Raw genomic sequence first — 17,859 nt, 5'->3', positions numbered from 1 at the left:
TGAGCACGTCATTTTTATCCATAAGTATAATTGACAAAATTTCAGCACTCACTAATCCTATAGCAAATTTTCGATCCGTCTGATTCACGCATTAGAAGATTTTAGTACTTCGAGTCAGATAAACATTCATCCAGGACAGGAGATCTATTGAATGTCTGAAGCAACTGGCAAAAAAGCCGTTTTACAGCTTGATGGCAAAGAAATTGAATTACCAATTTACAGCGGTACATTGGGCCCAGATGTAATTGACGTTAAAGATGTGTTGGCCGCAGGTCATTTCACTTTTGATCCTGGTTTTATGGCAACTGCTTCTTGCGAGTCAAAAATCACTTTTATCGACGGTAATAAAGGTATCCTTTTACACCGCGGTTACCCAATTGATCAATTGGCGACTAAAGCTGATTACCTCGAAACTTGCTATTTGTTATTGAACGGTGAGTTACCAACTCCAGAACAAAAAGCTGAATTTGACGCTAAAGTTCGTAACCACACTATGGTTCATGACCAAGTGAGCCGCTTCTATAACGGTTTCCGTCGTGACGCTCATCCAATGGCGATCATGGTGGGTGTTGTTGGTGCGCTTTCTGCATTCTATCACAACAACCTTGACATCGAAGATGTGAACCACCGTGAAATCACTGCGATCCGCTTGATCGCGAAGATTCCTACACTTGCAGCGTGGAGCTACAAGTACACAGTGGGTCAACCATTCATGTACCCACGTAACGACTTAAGTTACGCTGAAAACTTCTTGTACATGATGTTTGCTACTCCAGCAGACAAAGACTACAAAGTTAACCCTATTCTTGCGAAAGCAATGGACCGTATCTTTACGCTTCATGCTGACCACGAACAAAATGCATCGACTTCAACTGTACGTCTTGCAGGTTCTACTGGCGCTAACCCATATGCATGTATCTCTGCGGGTATCTCTGCACTTTGGGGTCCAGCTCACGGTGGTGCGAACGAAGCTGTTCTTAAGATGCTTGATGAAATCGGCTCTGTTGAACACGTTGCTGAGTTCATGGAAAAAGTTAAAACTAAAGAAGTTAAACTCATGGGCTTCGGTCACCGTGTTTACAAAAACTTCGACCCACGTGCTAAAGTCATGAAACAAACTTGTGACGAAGTTCTTAGCGCGCTTGGTATTAACGATCCGCAACTTGAGCTTGCAATGGAACTTGAACGTATTGCGTTGTCTGATGAATACTTCGTAAAACGTAACTTGTATCCAAACGTAGACTTCTACTCAGGTATCATCCTTAAAGCGATTGGTATCCCAACAGAAATGTTTACTGTAATCTTCGCACTTGCACGTACAGTAGGTTGGATCAGCCACTGGTTAGAAATGCACTCTGCACCTTACAAGATTGGTCGTCCACGTCAGCTTTATACAGGCTACACGCAACGCGACATCGAAGGCCGTTAATTCTCCAAGAATTAAAAGTCTTAAAAAACCACCCTCTTGGGTGGTTTTTTTATATCGGCAAAAAAGGGATACACTGCTGATAAGAAGAGCATTCATGGCCGAGGTGCTTTTTCAAGAAATAATCCTGTACCATTTGTGCCTGTTGTTCAATTCCATAGTTAAGAAAAGTCTTATTCGGTTGCAGTTGATAGCGATAACGCCGATCCAACAATGCCTTGCGTACCACAGCAACCCCCTGCTGTACCTGCCAGACATGTGTCATCTCATGAATAAACCATGATTGCTTTACCAAAGGCATGACTGAAAAGTCTTCGCACCAGTCCGCCGGATTAAAATAGATATTGCCATTCGGACTCATTGCGTAGTGCCGCAAGATTGCTCGGTGAGCCACGATCTTGACTCGATCAACATCCAAAGCATCACCAAATACCGAACGAATCAGCTGAATTTCCCCAACGGTTAATCCTCTACTTTTGACCACCAGTAAACGCCTATATAGACATTTTAACCCTCTCAGGATTCTCCACATTACTCCCCCCCTTTTTATTACCATCCATCTGAACACACTCAAACCCTATTACAACAGTCTAGCTATGTAATTTTTTTAGGCGACTATAAAAAAATCGTGTTATTTTCTCTCTCTAAAACATGGGATTCGTATATAGTAACCAGCACATTATTTCTAATTTTATGACTGCATGTCGTTTTGTCATCATCTGCACAATGTTGAATAATTATATCCATAAAAATCAACATGTTGTGTAACACACCTATAGGAATAGGATTAAGTTTGAATGAAAAGTTTTAAAATTGCCCTTGCTCAGTTCTCTCCGCATATTGGCAATATTCCGTCGAACGCTCAAAAAATGATTGAGCAGGCAAACGAAGCGAAAAAACAAAATGCGGATATTATTATTTTCCCAGAGCTTTCCACGCTCGGCTATCCTGCAGAAGACCTATTGGTACGACCAAGCCTTGCCAAACGCACTGAAAAAGCCTTTGAAGCGCTTAAAGCTGTTAAAGATATCATCATGGTGTTTGGTTTTGTTAATGTTACTGCAGAAGGCCAACGTTACAACTCAGCAGCCGTAATGAAAGATGGAGAGATTCTCGGAATTTATAACAAGCAGAATCTACCAAACTATAGCGTATTTGACGAAAAACGTTATTTTATCGAAGGCCATCAGCATCTAATTTTCGAATATCTCGGACATAAGTTTGGTGTGCTGATTTGTGAAGATGTGTGGTCGATTAACACAGTCAACCAGCTTAGCAAGTTGAATGTCGAAACTTTACTGGTATTGAATGCCTCTCCGTATGAAGTGGGCAAACCACAGCACCGCGTCACGACAATGCGCGAGTTGAGCAAACATCTGAACCTACATCTCGTCTATGTCAACCAAGTCGGTGGACAAGATGACTTGATTTTTGATGGCACCAGTTTTGTATTAAACAACAATGGTGATGTCGCTTTACAAGCACCAAGTTTTATTGAATCAATCTACTACACTGATTATGTGCTTGAAAACAAGGCCTATCAGGTGACTGAACCCGCTCCGGCACTCAGCACTATGGCTGAGATTTATCAAGCGCTGGTGATGGCTACACGTGATTATGTGCAACGCTCTGGCTTCCCGGGTGTAATTCTTGGTTTGTCTGGTGGTATTGATTCAGCCCTGACTCTGGCGATTGCTGTCGATGCGATTGGTGCGGACAAGGTTCAAGCCGTCATGATGCCCTATACTTATACTGCTCAAATCAGTATTGAAGATGCTGCCGAGCAAGCTAAACGCATGGGTGTCACCTTTGGTATCGCCGAGATTCACCCGATCGTAAACAGTTTTATGCAAACACTATATCCATTCTTTGGCAACAGCCCTGCCGATGCGACAGAAGAAAACTTGCAGGCACGTTCACGTGGTACGCTCCTCATGGGATTGTCTAACAAATTCGGCAACCTCGTGCTGTCGACAGGTAATAAATCTGAATTATCTGTAGGTTACTGCACCCTTTATGGTGATATGGTTGGTGGCTTTGCAGTATTGAAAGACGTTTATAAGACGATCGTGTTTGAATTGGCTAAGTACCGCAATAGCATCAGTGAAACACCAGTGATTCCTGAACGTGTAATCACACGTCCACCTTCTGCAGAGCTTCGCCCAGATCAGAAAGACCAGGACTCGCTCCCTGCTTATGACGTACTCGATGCGATTCTTTATGCTTATATTGAAGAAGATCTGAGCCAAGATGACATCATCGCGAAAGGTTTTGAACAAGCTGTGGTCGAAAAAGTAATTAAGCTCGTGGACCGTAATGAATATAAACGCCGCCAAGGCGCGATTGGTCCACGAATTAGCTCGTGCTCATTTGGCCGTGACCGTCGCTATCCAATCGTGAATGGCTGGAAACCAGGCGAATAATTCACTCTGAAAAGCAAAAATCCCCAGCTTCATGCTGGGGATTTTTTTATGCTAAACCAAACAACTCTAGTTCAAATCAGTGAATATAGAAAGGATTACTCAAATACAAGATCAAACTTTCCCATCCTAATAGGATTTAACATTCAATCATCACGCCACATCGACGCCATACAGCAGATCTATCATGAAATAGAAAATTTCTAACATGTAGAATTTTATGGCTAGAATAATTAAATTTCAGGATTTTAATGATCTTTAAAGATTGGATCCATTCAAGAATGACCCACTGCCTCGGTGATGGCACTAAAATATAGATACACAGCACGAGAATAGCCACTTACCACACCGTGATACAATCAAAAAAGCAGGCATAAAAAAACCACAACAATCGGTTGTGGTTTTTTCAGAATATGGTGGCTATGACGAGACTTGAACTTGTGACCCCCGCATTATGAGTGCGGTGCTCTAACCAACTGAGCTACATAGCCTTAAACTGTGCGCACATTATCTAAAGTTATTATCGCAGCGTCAATAACCCCATCTATATTACTGTCTATGCTTTAAGCAATTCATCTTCAATTAGATATTTTTTAAACAATTTTTCAATAAATTCTCTTAAAGCCATCTTACTTATTTTTGATCATTTAAGATTCTCCAACGAGTTTCATAAGACTTTTAGCTAACTTCCTCAGCGCGACATTGAGTGCACAAAAAAAAAGATCACGCAGGAGCGTGATCTATAAAATGGTGGCTATGACGAGACTTGAACTTGTGACCCCCGCATTATGAGTGCGGTGCTCTAACCAACTGAGCTACATAGCCGTAAACTGTGCGCGCATTATCTTCGCTTCTTGAGCAAAGGTCAAGCACTATTTATAAGAAAATTCACTGAAGTGGGCCTGTAAGCCGGGTTCTGTCGTGAACGATCATTCCTCTAGGCGTACAATCACTTGTACGCTCAAGCAACCTACCCGAATCCAGTACGGGCCGTACCTCAGGATTCCTATTTGGTCTTGCTTCTGGTGGGGTTTACCATGCCGTATACTGTTACCAGATACGCGGTGCGCTCTTACCGCACCCTTTCACCCTTACCTCACGAATGAGGCGGTCTACTCTCTGCTGCACTTTCCGTCGGCTCACGCCGCCCAGGCATTACCTGGCACCCTGCCCTATGAAGCCCGGACTTTCCTCCCCTGCTTCAGTCACGAAGACCTCCACAGCAGCGACCGTCCAGCCCACTTCAAGCGCGCATAGTAGCAAAGATTAATCCAAATTGCTCGCACTTTTTTCAGCAATCAGCCGTTGATATTTTTCCAGTAACTGCTCTTGTGTTTCTACATGTTGTGGATCTTTTGGAATGCAGTCTACAGGACAGAATAACTGGCATTGTGGCTGCTCATGATGTCCCACACATTCAGTGCATAGATCAGGATTTATTTCATAGATCAGCTCACCCATCAAAATTGCTTCATTCGGGCAAACCGGTTCACAAACATCGCAGTTAATGCATTCATCCGTAATATATAACGACACCTTACCAACCTTGCTGATGTTTAAGTTGAAATGCCTGTTCAACGGCAGGAGGAACAAATTTGGTCACATTACCTTTTAAGCGGGCAATCTCACGCACCAAAGTGGATGAGATAAATGAATATTGTTCTGACGGCGTCAGAAAAACCGCTTCATATTTACCATCAAGTTGGCGGTTCATATTAGCCAACTGAAATTCGTATTCAAAATCAGAGACCGCACGCAAGCCGCGCAATACTGCCGTCGCTTTCTGCTCATTAAACAGAGTGACCAGCAAACCATCAAAACCAATAAATTCAACATTACTGAGATGACTCAGTGATTTTTGTGCCAAATCAACACGTTCTTCCAGACTAAAAATCGGGTTTTTATGATGCCCAATCGCGATTGCAACAACGACTTCATCAAACATTTTTGCTGCCCGTGTCACCAAATCGATATGGCCATTCGTGATCGGGTCAAATGTTCCTGGATAAATGACTCGCGTTTTAGACATCCTTGCAATCTCGAAGCTATTGATGAGGGTTTCCATTCTAGCAAAAAGTTGTTTTTGTTTTGTAGTGAAGAAGTTGTTTGATTTGAAATAACTTCACCTTATCTTGAGTTTAGGGCACAATAGTGACAACTTTGGAATTGCATGATTATGGCGAAAGCAACTGTCGTAAAAAAACATAATGGTGGAACCATTGCGCAGAATAAACGCGCACGCCACGATTATTTTATTGAAGAAAAATTTGAAGCTGGACTGTCCCTACAAGGCTGGGAAGTAAAATCCCTGCGCGCTGGTCGTATGAGCTTGACTGAAAGCTACGTCATTTTTAAAAATGGTGAGGCATTTTTGTTTGGTGCTCAAATCCAGCCATTACTTTCAGCATCAACTCACGTGGTCCCTGAAGCGACGCGTACACGTAAGCTGCTACTTTCACGCCGTGAGATTGAAAAACTCATGGGTGCCGTGAATCAGAAAGGTTATTCCTGTGTACCTTTAGCTTGCTACTGGAAAGGCCATTTGGTCAAACTTGAAATTGCCCTAGTGAAAGGGAAACAGCTGCATGACAAACGTGCCTCCGAAAAAGAGCGTGATTGGCAGCGCGACAAGGCTCGCATTTTTCACAAATAAAAAAACCTCCTGTTGGAGGTTTTTTGTATCTATCATTTTTCAAAGAGCTTTTAATCGGTTTAGAATCCCCGCAAGGTATTCACCAAACCATAACGCTGTATCGAGATCACCTTGTGGCGGTGTGATTTCCACTGGTGCATTGTCCGATTGCGTCATCAACCCCATACAACTAGATAAACGGTTCAGATCGGTGTCCTGCGAACCCGTGGTCATCAAAGGTAAACCTGACCACAGCATGCCATGCTGCATGGCAAACAGGTTAATTTGCTGCAATACCGAAAGCTTATCTCCGCTTAGACCACCCGAATTGGTAAAACCAGCGGCCAATTTCCCTTGCCAAGTGCGATTTTTCCAGCGTTTTGAGCTAGCATCCATAAACTTTTTAAAGTCGGCTGTTACACTTCCCATATAAGTCGGACAACCAAATACGATACATTGTGCCTGATCGAGCTGCTCCCATTCCAAATGTTCAATTGACATCAAATGAACCTGTGCCCCCATCTTTTGTGCACCTTGAGCAATATAAGCGGCCACTTTTGCCGTATGCCCATATGGGCTATGGTAAACAATCGCTAGCGTGTGTGGTGATAGAGACATAAGCAGATAAAACCAAGATATTTAGTCAATTTTAGCAGAATTTTCACGCATAAACACAAAGGTTGCCATACGTCCAGTGTTTGCATTGCGGCGATAGGAAAAATAATCCTCGGCCTGACGGTAGGAACATTGTTCACCCCCCAGAACGCGCTCAACACCATGCTTTTTTAAGATATAACCGGCGATAGCATATAAATCAGCATAAAATTTGCCAGGTTTATGACCCGCAATAAACGCCACTTCGACATCCGGATATTTATCACAGAATGCCTGCTTGACCTCAGCACCCACTTCAAAACAGGCTTGGCTAATTGCTGCACCTAACCAGGCCCAGGCGGGAGGAGTCTGCATTGCGGCAATCGTGTTTTCAATAATCCCGCCAGCCAAACCGCGCCAGCCGGCATGCAGGTTTGCAACTTCAGTGCCCTGTGCATTTCCCAAAACCACAGGCAAGCAGTCTGCTGTCATCATCATCAAGGCATGCCCCTTGCGCTGGGTGACCAAACCATCGCCTTCCAGTGCATCAAAGGTCATTTTTTCATTGATGGTATGACAAATGGTGCTATGGGTTTGGGTCATCCAGGTGATTTTTTCTACTCCGTAAGGGATAAACTCTTGTAACAGCGTCATGCGATGCTGTTGCACGCGCTTTGGCTCATCATTGACATGTAAAGCCAGATTAAATCCTGTGAGTTCTGGACGGGAAGCAGGCAAAGCATGAGGATGATGAATCTGGGTCTGCCCCACATATACGCCCTCGGGTACACCTTGTACAAAATCCATATCATCCCCCTCCGAAGTTAGTAAGCCGCATTTTCCTGACGTAATACATCAATCAACTGTGCAAAATCTGCAGGCCAAGGCGCTTCAAATTGCATCTGCTCACCAGTACGTGGATGAACCAGACCCAATTTAGCAGCATGCAAGGCCTGACGTTTAAAACCACGCAAAGTCTCAATCAGCAATTCAGATGCACCCGGTGGTACACGCACTCGACTGACATATACCGAATCACCGACCAGGCCAAAACCCAAATAACTAAAATGGACGCGGATCTGATGGGTACGTCCAGTTTCCAGCTGAGCCTGCACTCGGGTAAAATCACGGAAACGCTCTTTAACATTATAATGTGTTACGGCATCTTTACCGCCCGGTAGCACGGCCATTTTGATTCGGTCAACCGGATGACGCTTGATGGGTTCATCAATTGTTCCACCCGCAATGATATTGCCATACACCACGAGATCATAAACACGATAGACTGATTTATCTGCCAGTTGTTTACTCAAGGCAAATTGCGTTTCGAGGTTTTTAGCCACAACCAACAGACCACTGGTGTCTTTATCAATACGATGCACCAAACCGGCACGTGACAGTTCTGCAGATTTTGGATAATGATAAAGCAATGCATTAACCAAGGTGCCACTTGAGTTCCCCGCCCCTGGATGCACCACCATCCCAACCGGCTTGTTGATCACCAAAAGGTCATCATCTTCATAAACGATGTCTAAAGGGATATTTTCCGGCTGGCTAGAGGTTTGTACTTCAAGTTCGACATCCAGCGTCAAGAGCTCATTACCCTCACACTTATATTTCGGTTTGACGATGTTACCATTTACCAACAAATGGCCATCCTTCAGCCACTGCTTGAGTTTTTCGCGTGAAAAATCATGCCATACGCTCGCGGCGACCTGGTCGATGCGCTGTCCCAGATAGCTTTCATCCAATTGAAATTGCAACGATAAACGGGTTGCAGTTGGCGCTGAAGTATGGTTATCTGCATCCTCAGAATCTTCAATTAAATCGAGAATCGTTTCAGGGACATTAGAATTAGAAGATTGTGCTGAAGTCATTTGATCATTAAGACAAAAGTGGTTTAATAGCGCAATTGTAGCTCATTGCCCGTGATAACAGAGGAATTTTTATGTCGCTACCACGTTATAAAATGACAATGCTCGCTGTTTCCCTTGGTATTGCCACGGCAATGACTGGCTGTAGCAGCAATCCAAAAAAAGAAGTGGTGGATACCGGCCCTCAATCAAGCGAGCAGATTTATATCCAAAATGCAGAAAAAGCATTGGAACGTGGTCAATATATTGAAGCGGCAAAACAACTCGAAGCGCTCGATACTTACTACCCAACGAGCAACTATGCCCAACAGGCACAGCTCGAATTGCTCTATGTAAAATTCCAACAGAAAGATTATGAAAATGCCGTTGCACTGGCTGAGCGTTTCATCAAGTTAAACCCACAACATCCAAATGTGGACTATGCTTACTATGTTCGCGGTGTAGCAAACATGGAACAAAACTATGCGGGTCTGCTGCGTTACACTTCATTAAAACAGTCTCATCGCGATGTTAGCTATATCAAACTGGCTTATCAAAACTTTGTCGACTTAATCCGCCGTTATCCAAGCAGCCAATATGCCGTAGATGCCGCACAACGCATGAAGTTTATCGGTCAGGAACTGGCTGAACATGAAATGGTCGCGGCACGTTTTAACATCAAACGTAAAGCCTGGATTGCTGCGACAGAACGTGCGCAATGGGTCGTGGAACACTATCCACAAACCCCACAAATTCCAGAAGCCTTGGCCACATTGGCCTATAGCTATGACAAGCTCGGTGACCGTGCGACTTCACAACAATACATCGAGCTGCTCAAACTGAATTATCCGCATTTGGTGAAAGCGGATGGCAGTGTCAATTTACGTGCAGCGCGTCAAGATGGCAGCTGGCTAAATCGTGCGACGCTCGGGATTTTAGGTCGCAGTGAAAAGAATACGGTTGAAACCACTCACCCCGCTGCAACTGAAGATTCATCACGCAGCCTGATTAACCGTTTAAGCTTTGGTTTACTGGATAAACCAGAACAACCGGCGACTACCTTACCAGCAACGCAATAAGTCATTCTTCTTTTCACTCAAATGAAAGGAAAACCCAAAAGGCAAGTGAAATCACTTGCCTTTTTTTTATTTCAATACCTTGCATATTTGACAACAACCGGCTTGGGTATTCTCTCCATTCGGATTCAATACGAGGCTGGTACATTCTGTTATGATATATCAGCGAAAGACAACAGCTGTAAAATATCGGGTTACTCCGATTTTATGGTTTTGAGCAGAATAGAAATTAAACGGTTTATCTCCTATGGCAATTCCTCAGCATACGATTGATCAGATTCTGGATCGGATTGACCTTGTCGATCTGATTGGTCAGCGTGTGAAATTGAAAAAGACCGGACGTACCTATTCCGGCTGTTGCCCATTTCATCAGGAAAAAAGCCCCTCTTTTCACGTCTATCGTGATAAACAGTACTACCACTGCTTTGGCTGTCAGGCTAATGGCAACGCAATCCGTTTCCTGATGGATATTGATAACCGCAATTTTATCGATGTCATGAAAGATCTCGCCAGCCAAGCCGGTGTAGAACTGCCTAAAGACAATCAGGAATCCAAACGACTTTCCTATAAACGCGAAAATAAACCGACTCCCGCAGCAACAAAAACCACAACGTCTGTGCATACAGATACAGTTGCTGCCGAGGTTAGCCCTCCGCTAGTCGATGATCCTTTTGAGCAGTTTCAGCCTTTCCATGATCCTTTTGCTGGTTTTGAACCGATGGCTGACCTGCACGACCAGCCTGTGCAAGAAGGAAATCTGTATGATTTACTGGAAAATGTCGCACATTTTTATGAACGGCAATTACCGAACAGCAAAACTGCCCAACAATACTTTAAACAGCGCGGTCTGACAGCTGAAACCATTCAGTTTTGGCGCCTCGGTTATGCACCGGAAGACTGGCAACATCTCGAAAAGGCTTTTCCACAAGATATCGAAGGTTTAAAACTGCTGGGACTGATTCGTACCAGCGATAACGGACGTGATTTTGACCTGCTGCGTGATCGAGTAATTTTCCCGATTCGTGACAGTAAAGGCCGCGTGGTCGGTTTTGGGGGTCGTGCCCTGAATGATGAAATTAAACCGAAATATATTAACTCGCCTGATTCAGAAGTGTTTCATAAGAATCAGCTGCTGTATGGCTTGTATGAAGGCCGCAAACTGAAAGCCCAGGACTGGATGATGGTCGAAGGCTATATGGATGTGATTGCATTACAACAATACGGCGTGCATGGTGCAGTCGCCACACTGGGCACGGCCAGTAACAGTGAGCATTTGAATATTTTATTCAAACAAAACTCACGCATCACGCTGGCCTTTGATGGGGATACTGCGGGGCAGAAAGCCGCACGACGCACCTTAGAAATCACCTTACCCTTGCTGAACGATGGCCGTGAACTGAAGTTTTTTGTGCTGCCACCCGACCATGACCCCGACTCGCTCATTCGCCGTGAAGGCCTGGAAAATTTCCAGAACCTGCTACAGCAGTCGCCTTTATTATCCGATTTTATTTTTGCCCAGCTCACGCAACAACATGATATCTCTACACCGGAAGGTAAAAGTCAGGTGATGGGTGACTTACGTGAACTGACTGATCTCTTGCCGAAACAAGGTTCGTTCCGTTATTTGTTAACCCAATCCTTCAGGGAAAAACTCGGACTAGGCCGACGTTTTACCCCACAGGTCAATCATGATGCCTCATTGTCTTTCAATATTCAGACCCGGGATGAAGATTTTGCCATTGCGTTGCTAATGCATCATCCTTTTTTGTATATTCATTTCGAGACCTTACGAGCATTTATCGATCCCGAGCAACTGCTCGCCCATGTTCTGAGCATCCTTGACGGTATCTTTGATCATTTGCCAGAGGATCAGGAATTGGCCACTTATTATGTGCTCGGTGCCTGTAGCGGTTATAGCCAGCATATTGCAGATATTATAGAGCGCACCAATATTGAAGCTCTAACTCAAGCTCCGGAAATGGCCGACAAACTGGCAGCAGATTATGCAATGGGATTACAGGAAAAGTATTTACGCCAGAAACTCAAAGCACCACTGTCTCTGGTGGAATCGCGTAATTTACGCCAGCAGTTGAATGAACTCAGCAAAAAAATCAGTTTAAGATTGGTGTCATAACCTCGCATTGCATTCAAACTCAAAGTATCAGTAAAAATCAAAAACGCTCATTGAAGCCATAAACCATTCACTTGAGCGTCAATTTATTTAGATCAGGAGCTGTTACGGATGCCACTCAATCCTTTTATTTATCAAGCCCAACCCATCCGTGTTGTTTTTGGTACGGGTAGCTTACAGCAACTGCCTGAAGAGGTTGCCCGATTAAACGGTCAACGTGCGTTAATCTTGTCGACCCCAGGACAAATCAAGCTTGCACGACAGGTCAGTGAGTTACTGGGTGGTAACGCTGCGGGAATTTATGACCAGGCCAAGATGCATGTGCCGCTTGAAATTGCTCGGGATGCACAAGCCCATGCAGAACAGTTACAAGCTGATTGTCTGATTGCGATAGGTGGTGGTTCTACCACAGGGCTGGCCAAAGCGATTGCACTGGAAACGAGTTTACCCATTATTGTCATTCCAACAACCTATGCGGGTTCTGAGATGACCGCTGTGTATGGTATTACCACGCAGCAAAGTAAAAAAACGGGTAAAGATCCGCGCGTATTGGCGAAAACCGTAATTTATGATCCTGCCTTAACTGTTCAGTTACCACTAGAGGTTTCCATGACTAGCGGTATAAATGCGATAGCCCATGCCGCAGAAGGCCTATATGCACAAGATGGCAACCCCATCATGAATCTGCTGGCTCAAGAAGGCATCCGTGCACTGGCACAAGGCATGAAACAGCTACAAGAGGATTCAGCAGATCTCGATGCGCGCTCACAATGCCTTTATGGAGCCTGGTTATGTGGTACGGTACTCGGCAATGTGGGTATGGCTTTGCATCATAAACTTTGCCATACCTTGGGAGGCAGCTTTAATCTACCGCATGCAGCAACACATACGATTTTATTACCGCATACGATCGCATTTAATGAAGTGGCACGCCCTGAAATCACCCCAATCATCAGCCATGCACTTGGCAAACCCACATTAAGCGCAGGGCAAGCCTTGTTTGATTTTATTCAGGACATCAATGCACCGACACGACTGCAAGATCTGGACTTTCAAGCCGCTGATCTTGAAAAAGCAGCAACATTGGCGCTGGCGAATCCCTACTGGAATCCCCGACCTTTTACCCAACAGGATCTAGTCACGCTGCTTGAGCAGGCTTACACTGGTACACGTCCACTCTAAATTAATCTCCCCAATCTGATGAGGGATCAGATGGGGTTACTTTTTAGTTGAACGTTGATGGGCCAAAATATCTACCAACTCCTGCTGCATCCACTCCATATAAGCCGGATCTTCGGATTGGGCAGCCTGACGTAGCAGCAATGAGGTGGGATGGAGCAATTTTTGTGTCAAACGATGAGCAAATTCTTGTAACACCTGCGGTGCAACCGCGCCTTGTTGCAAGGCCTGAAGTGCATGCTCTAACTCAGTTTGTGCCAACTGCTGACCTTGGGCGCGATAGGCCTGAATCGTTTGACCCGCCTGTTTGACTTTTTGCTGGGTCATCAATTGCGTTGCCAGCTGACTAACCATCAGCTCGGCTTCTACCGCGGCCTGACGACGTTGCGCCAAATTATCATCGATCACACTTTGCAGGTCATCTACACCATACAAGTAAACACCATCGAGATTTTCCACTTTCGGATCAATATCCCGCGGCACAGCCAGATCCACCAGCAGCATCTGTTGATAACGGCGCTTTTTTAATGCCGCTTTGACATCGGCATAACCAATCACCTGATGCAGACTTCCGGTACAGCTTGACACCACATCCGCACGATGCAAATTGGCGGCCAAGGTTGCAAAATCGACAATTTCCACCTCGGCCCGATGCATGATTTCCTGTGCCAGTTGCTCGGCACGTTCACGGGTACGGTTACAGATCAGAATTTTAGCCACCCCCATTTCAGCGAGGTGTTTGGCGACCAAACTATTCATTTCACCGGCAGCGACCACCATCACGGTGAGTTTTTCTGGTTGACTAAAGACTTGGGTGGCTAACTGTGCAACAGCATAGCCCATAGAAACGGCATGGCTTCCCACGGCAGTTTCGGAGCGCACCCGTTTAGCGGCATAAAAAGAATATTCAAAGATCCGGTTCAACTGAGTAGAAACAGTATGTGCCTCTTTGGCCAGCGATAAAGCAGTTTTAACCTGCCCGAGAATCTGCGGCTCACCCAACATCAGCGAATCAAGACCACTGGCCACCCGCATCAAATGATTGACCGCTTGACCATTTTCATAACGGTAGACATGTTTTAACAATTGCTGAACATCGAGGCCATTTGCACGGGCGAGCCATTCCAATACCATATCAGCATTGTCCGCCATGGCATACACTTCGGTGCGGTTACAGGTAGAAACCACGACCAGATCGTTCAGTTCGCCATGATGGCTTTGTTCGGCAAGCAGCTCACTTAAGCGCTCGGCGTTAAAAGCAATTTGCTCACGTAGTTCTACTGACGCGGTTTGATGGTTGACACCCAATGCAAAGAAAGACATATCAGATCATCATTTCGCTAAATTTATGCTATTGTGCAACATTGGTGTCATAAAAAGCATTACTTGGAACAAGAAAAATTGCGTCAAATCAACGGCCGGCATTACGGCATGACCATTAAGCAATATTCTACCACATTCTTATTGGTGGGAAGCATGGCCTCTAGTGTTCCAGTGAGAGCATCTGGAGAAATCTACCATGCCACTGCCCACCTTGATGCCATAAAACAGAGCATGATCGCCGAGTTTTCTCTTGCCTCTCATGATATTCCCACGGCTTTACATAACTATACGGTTCTGGCGATTAAAAGCAATTCAACCGTGGTACGCCAGAGAGCTTTAAATGTCGCCTTAGAACAAAATGATTTAAAAGCGGCTTTAGATATTGCAACACACTGGGTGGTACAAGAACCCGAAGATGTACCTGCGCTATTTTATCTCGCACATATTTCGCTGAGGGCTCACGAATATCAACTGGCAGCCCAAACGCTGGATAAGATTCTCACTATTGATCCAAATGCCGACCTCGAACAAATTTTGGCGGGTATTGCCCCGGAAACACCAACAGATCGGGAAGATTTGCTGCGCACCTTACATTCAAGCAAAGAAAAACATAATCCATCGATTTTGGTGTTAATCGCAGGTCTCGAAGCACAAAATGGCGAGCTAGAGCAAGCCTTAAGCACCATTAACCGTGCATTGCGTAAACGTCCTGATGTCACAGGCTTTATCCTGATGAAAGCCAATCTGCTCATTGCCCAGGGGGATGAAGAGGCTGCGCTGAAATGGTTTGCAAAATCCAGCCGTAAGCATAAAAAAAATCAAGATGTACAATTGGCCGAAATCCGCTATTTGATCAAGGTCAACCAACCAGAACAAGCCTTAAGTAAGCTGGAAAACTTATTAAAGAAATGGCCGAATGCCGAAGAAGCCTTGTTTATTGCAGGATTAACCAGTATTGACCTAAAAGAATATGACAAGGCAGAACAATATCTGGTGGCATTACGCTATTCCAATCAATATCAAAATGAAGCCTATTATTATCTGGCCATCAATGCTGAACGTAAGCAGCATTTTGAAACCGCCAAAGCCTATTACCGGCTGGTAGATGGGAGTCTATATACCGTTTCACGCCGCAATTTGATCACCATCTTTGACAAACAAAACAAACTGGAAGACGGCCTGCGTTTTCTCACACAAGAGCGGGTGAACTATCCGCAACATGCCAGCTTCCTGTATCAGGCCCAAGCCGAAATTCTGAAAAAAATGGGCAACAAGAAAGCCGCGCTCAGTTTGCTGGATGAAGCCATCAAAAACCTGCCCGATGATCCAGAACTGATTTATGCACAAGTTTTATTACTCGATCCCTTCCAGGATAAAGTTCTGCTTGATCAAACCTTAAAGAAACTGTTGCAAATTGAACCCAATAGCCCCACTTATTTAAATGCCTATGCCTATACCCTGGCATTACAAAATCGGCGTCTGGATGAAGCCCGCGGCTATGCAGAACATGCGTTGGAATATGCACCGGAACAGGCCTCCATTCTGGATACATTGGGTTATATCGCCTTTTTGCAGAATGACTATGAGACAGCGGCAAATGTTTTAGAGAAGGCCTACCAGATCAGCAACAGTCTCAATATTGGCGTACGCTTTGCCAAAGCTGTATTTATGCTGGGTGACATGGAAAAATTTACTAATGTGTTACAACAATTAAAACAAAAGCATCCAAATGATCCGCAATTAGATCAATTAGATAGCTTATTGTTACCTGCAAAATCCCACAAGAGTTAAGCATCGCCATGCGTCATTTTCACAAATTGTGTCTAGCCCTGTGTGCAACCGGCAGCTTATTGCTAACGGGCTGTCAGCAATATGTCAAACCGCAGCCACCTACTGAAAGTCAAACACCGCAAGTGCAGAATCAGTTTAGTTTACAAGGCAAAATTGGGGTCAGAACCCCACAACAATCCGGTAGCGCTTTTTTTAGCTGGGCACAGCAACAGGACAATTTTGACATCGAACTCAGCGGCATTCTAGGGGTAGGTAAAACTCAAATTGAAGGAAAACCTGGACAAGTCACACTAAATAGTGCCAAAACGGGACTGATTCAGGCAGAAACTGCAGAGGAACTGCTGCAACGTGCCACAGGATGGCAAGCCCCTATCAGCCATCTGGTGCACTGGGTTCAAGCACGTCCAGCAACCTTAAATGCCCAGTTAAATAAAGATCAACTCCTGCGCCCGTTGCAGATTATTGAAGATGGCTGGGTCGTCAACCTTAGCTATGATGAAAATGCCTTGTTACCCAGCAAGCTGATTTTAAAACAAGCACTTGAATCAGGTCAGGAAAACCGTATTACAATGCTGATTCAAAACCGTGAATGATGCCTGTTTATGATTCGTGTACCTTCTCCTGCCAAACTCAACCTGTTTTTGCATATCACTGGCCGTCGTGACAATGGTTATCATGAGCTGCAAAGTATTTTTCAGCTGATTGACCTGTATGACTGGCTCGAATTCAGCCCACGGCAGGATCAGACCATTTGTATTGCGGGGATTGACGGTGTCGAGCTGGACAATAATCTAATTTACAAAGCCATACAGTTGCTTAAACCGTATGCGCAAAAAATCACCGGACTAGACATCAAGATCGAGAAAAATATCCCGATGGGTGCGGGTTTAGGCGGGGGTTCCTCCAATGCGGCCACAACCTTGATCGTGGTCAATCAACTCTGGCAATGTGGCTTAACGACCGATCAACTGGCAGAGCTGGGTGTCAAGTTGGGTGCCGATGTACCGATCTTTGTGCAGGGTCGCAATGCCTGGGCAGAAGGCATCGGTGAACACTTAACATTCATTGACTTAGAACCCAAACAATACATTGTGCTGAAACCTGATTGTTTTATCAGCACTCAACTGCTTTTTTCACAAAAAACGTTGACAAGAAACACAAAGCCCTCTAAATTTTGCGCCTATCAGTTAAAGCCATCTGACTTTGGCAATAACTTTGAACCTCTGGCTCGAACGTTATACCCACAAGTCGATGAAGCGATGCAATATCTCGATCAGTTCGGCATTGCAAAACTTACAGGTACAGGTGCTTGTGTTTTTACTGAAGTAACCGCTGAAATGAATATTGATGAAATTCTAAAAAATGCACCATGTAAAACTTACCTGGTTCATAGTTTAAATGAGTCACCATTGAATCAGTTTAAGGTTACCTGAT

Annotated in this window: 16 protein-coding genes, 2 tRNA genes and 1 other RNA gene; 9 read left to right on the top strand and 10 right to left on the bottom strand. The window is 44.7% G+C overall.

Annotation, left to right across the window (positions count from 1 at the left end):
• The first annotated feature begins 151 nt into the window (after nt 1–151).
• Nucleotides 152–1,429 carry a citrate synthase gene (gene gltA, locus PGW99_RS03455; protein WP_273778715.1) on the top strand — a complete coding sequence of 426 codons (1,278 nt, stop codon included), beginning with the start codon at nt 152–154 and terminating at the stop codon, nt 1,427–1,429.
• A 49-nt stretch (nt 1,430–1,478) separates the two neighbouring features.
• Here the strand turns inward: gltA and PGW99_RS03450 are convergent, their stop codons facing one another.
• Nucleotides 1,479–1,958 (bottom strand): type IV secretion protein Rhs, encoded by a 480-nt coding sequence (locus PGW99_RS03450; RefSeq protein ID WP_273778713.1) that lies wholly within the window; start codon nt 1,956–1,958, stop codon nt 1,479–1,481.
• Nucleotides 1,959–2,223: 265 nt separating this feature from the next.
• Here PGW99_RS03450 and PGW99_RS03445 point away from each other — a divergent pair, with 265 nt between their 5' ends.
• Nucleotides 2,224–3,849: an NAD+ synthase gene (locus PGW99_RS03445; RefSeq protein WP_273778712.1), complete on the top strand. Its 1,626-nt coding sequence runs from the start codon at nt 2,224–2,226 to the stop codon at nt 3,847–3,849.
• A gap of 411 nt (nt 3,850–4,260) precedes the next feature.
• On the opposite strand, the gene PGW99_RS03440 is transcribed toward PGW99_RS03445, so the two are convergent.
• From PGW99_RS03440 to coaD, 5 genes are all read right to left on the bottom strand, one after another.
• A tRNA-Met gene (locus PGW99_RS03440) sits at nt 4,261–4,337 on the bottom strand.
• 257 nt (nt 4,338–4,594) lie between these two features.
• Nucleotides 4,595–4,671 (bottom strand) — tRNA-Met (locus PGW99_RS03435).
• A gap of 64 nt (nt 4,672–4,735) precedes the next feature.
• Nucleotides 4,736–5,091, bottom strand: an RNA gene (rnpB, locus tag PGW99_RS03430) — RNase P RNA component class A.
• 21 nt (nt 5,092–5,112) lie between these two features.
• On the bottom strand, nt 5,113–5,382 hold the full coding sequence (locus tag PGW99_RS03425) for a YfhL family 4Fe-4S dicluster ferredoxin (RefSeq protein ID WP_273778710.1): 270 nt from the start codon (nt 5,380–5,382) through the stop codon (nt 5,113–5,115).
• 1 nt (nt 5,383) lies between these two features.
• A complete protein-coding gene (coaD, locus tag PGW99_RS03420; RefSeq protein WP_273778708.1) occupies nt 5,384–5,875 on the bottom strand; it encodes a pantetheine-phosphate adenylyltransferase in 492 nt (163 codons plus the stop codon).
• A 147-nt stretch (nt 5,876–6,022) separates the two neighbouring features.
• On the opposite strand from coaD, the gene smpB reads away from it, so the two are divergent.
• Nucleotides 6,023–6,499, top strand: a complete 477-nt coding sequence (smpB, locus tag PGW99_RS03415; protein WP_273778707.1) for an SsrA-binding protein SmpB — start codon at nt 6,023–6,025, stop codon at nt 6,497–6,499.
• A 39-nt stretch (nt 6,500–6,538) separates the two neighbouring features.
• On the opposite strand, the gene PGW99_RS03410 is transcribed toward smpB, so the two are convergent.
• Genes PGW99_RS03410 through rluD form a run of 3 tightly spaced genes read right to left on the bottom strand, consistent with a single transcriptional unit; the run spans nt 6,539 to nt 8,949 of the window.
• Nucleotides 6,539–7,096, bottom strand: a complete 558-nt coding sequence (locus tag PGW99_RS03410; protein WP_273778706.1) for a flavodoxin family protein — start codon at nt 7,094–7,096, stop codon at nt 6,539–6,541.
• A gap of 21 nt (nt 7,097–7,117) precedes the next feature.
• Complete coding sequence (gene pgeF, locus PGW99_RS03405; RefSeq protein ID WP_273778705.1) at nt 7,118–7,879, bottom strand: peptidoglycan editing factor PgeF; 762 nt, start codon at nt 7,877–7,879, stop codon at nt 7,118–7,120.
• Between the two features lie 17 nt (nt 7,880–7,896).
• A complete protein-coding gene (gene rluD / locus PGW99_RS03400; RefSeq protein WP_273778704.1) occupies nt 7,897–8,949 on the bottom strand; it encodes a 23S rRNA pseudouridine(1911/1915/1917) synthase RluD in 1,053 nt (350 codons plus the stop codon).
• A gap of 71 nt (nt 8,950–9,020) precedes the next feature.
• Between rluD and PGW99_RS03395 the strand changes: the two genes are divergently transcribed.
• From PGW99_RS03395 to PGW99_RS03385, 3 genes are all read left to right on the top strand, one after another.
• Nucleotides 9,021–10,004 carry an outer membrane protein assembly factor BamD gene (locus tag PGW99_RS03395; RefSeq protein ID WP_273778703.1) on the top strand — a complete coding sequence of 328 codons (984 nt, stop codon included), beginning with the start codon at nt 9,021–9,023 and terminating at the stop codon, nt 10,002–10,004.
• A gap of 244 nt (nt 10,005–10,248) precedes the next feature.
• Nucleotides 10,249–12,135 (top strand): DNA primase, encoded by a 1,887-nt coding sequence (locus tag PGW99_RS03390; protein WP_273778702.1) that lies wholly within the window; start codon nt 10,249–10,251, stop codon nt 12,133–12,135.
• A 108-nt stretch (nt 12,136–12,243) separates the two neighbouring features.
• Nucleotides 12,244–13,314, top strand: coding sequence for a maleylacetate reductase (locus tag PGW99_RS03385; RefSeq protein ID WP_273778701.1), 1,071 nt, complete (start codon nt 12,244–12,246; stop codon nt 13,312–13,314).
• 36 nt (nt 13,315–13,350) lie between these two features.
• Here the strand turns inward: PGW99_RS03385 and hemA are convergent, their stop codons facing one another.
• Complete coding sequence (gene hemA, locus PGW99_RS03380; protein WP_273778699.1) at nt 13,351–14,634, bottom strand: glutamyl-tRNA reductase; 1,284 nt, start codon at nt 14,632–14,634, stop codon at nt 13,351–13,353.
• A gap of 78 nt (nt 14,635–14,712) precedes the next feature.
• Between hemA and PGW99_RS03375 the strand changes: the two genes are divergently transcribed.
• The 3 genes from PGW99_RS03375 to ispE are packed head-to-tail and all read left to right on the top strand — an operon-like array spanning nt 14,713 to nt 17,858.
• Nucleotides 14,713–16,425 (top strand): tetratricopeptide repeat protein, encoded by a 1,713-nt coding sequence (locus tag PGW99_RS03375; protein WP_273778698.1) that lies wholly within the window; start codon nt 14,713–14,715, stop codon nt 16,423–16,425.
• Nucleotides 16,426–16,433: 8 nt separating this feature from the next.
• Nucleotides 16,434–17,018 (top strand): lipoprotein insertase outer membrane protein LolB, encoded by a 585-nt coding sequence (gene lolB / locus PGW99_RS03370; protein WP_273778697.1) that lies wholly within the window; start codon nt 16,434–16,436, stop codon nt 17,016–17,018.
• A 9-nt stretch (nt 17,019–17,027) separates the two neighbouring features.
• Nucleotides 17,028–17,858, top strand: coding sequence for a 4-(cytidine 5'-diphospho)-2-C-methyl-D-erythritol kinase (gene ispE / locus PGW99_RS03365; RefSeq protein WP_273778696.1), 831 nt, complete (start codon nt 17,028–17,030; stop codon nt 17,856–17,858).
• The last annotated feature ends 1 nt before the right edge of the window (nt 17,859 follow it).

Source organism: Acinetobacter sp. GSS19, assembly GCF_028621895.1.
Taxonomy (GTDB): domain Bacteria; phylum Pseudomonadota; class Gammaproteobacteria; order Pseudomonadales; family Moraxellaceae; genus Acinetobacter.
This window is presented reverse-complemented; position numbering and strand designations above follow the sequence as displayed.

Coding starts and splice junctions, on each gene's coding strand:
- gltA (WP_273778715.1), top strand. CDS start 152: ATGTCTGAAGCAACTGGCAAAAAAGCCGTTTTACAGCTTGATGGCAAA.
- PGW99_RS03450 (WP_273778713.1), bottom strand. CDS start 1,958: ATGTGGAGAATCCTGAGAGGGTTAAAATGTCTATATAGGCGTTTACTG.
- PGW99_RS03445 (WP_273778712.1), top strand. CDS start 2,224: ATGAAAAGTTTTAAAATTGCCCTTGCTCAGTTCTCTCCGCATATTGGC.
- coaD (WP_273778708.1), bottom strand. CDS start 5,875: ATGTCTAAAACGCGAGTCATTTATCCAGGAACATTTGACCCGATCACG.
- smpB (WP_273778707.1), top strand. CDS start 6,023: ATGGCGAAAGCAACTGTCGTAAAAAAACATAATGGTGGAACCATTGCG.
- PGW99_RS03410 (WP_273778706.1), bottom strand. CDS start 7,096: ATGTCTCTATCACCACACACGCTAGCGATTGTTTACCATAGCCCATAT.
- pgeF (WP_273778705.1), bottom strand. CDS start 7,879: ATGGATTTTGTACAAGGTGTACCCGAGGGCGTATATGTGGGGCAGACC.
- rluD (WP_273778704.1), bottom strand. CDS start 8,949: ATGACTTCAGCACAATCTTCTAATTCTAATGTCCCTGAAACGATTCTC.
- PGW99_RS03395 (WP_273778703.1), top strand. CDS start 9,021: ATGTCGCTACCACGTTATAAAATGACAATGCTCGCTGTTTCCCTTGGT.
- PGW99_RS03390 (WP_273778702.1), top strand. CDS start 10,249: ATGGCAATTCCTCAGCATACGATTGATCAGATTCTGGATCGGATTGAC.
- PGW99_RS03385 (WP_273778701.1), top strand. CDS start 12,244: ATGCCACTCAATCCTTTTATTTATCAAGCCCAACCCATCCGTGTTGTT.
- hemA (WP_273778699.1), bottom strand. CDS start 14,634: ATGTCTTTCTTTGCATTGGGTGTCAACCATCAAACCGCGTCAGTAGAA.
- lolB (WP_273778697.1), top strand. CDS start 16,434: ATGCGTCATTTTCACAAATTGTGTCTAGCCCTGTGTGCAACCGGCAGC.
- ispE (WP_273778696.1), top strand. CDS start 17,028: ATGATTCGTGTACCTTCTCCTGCCAAACTCAACCTGTTTTTGCATATC.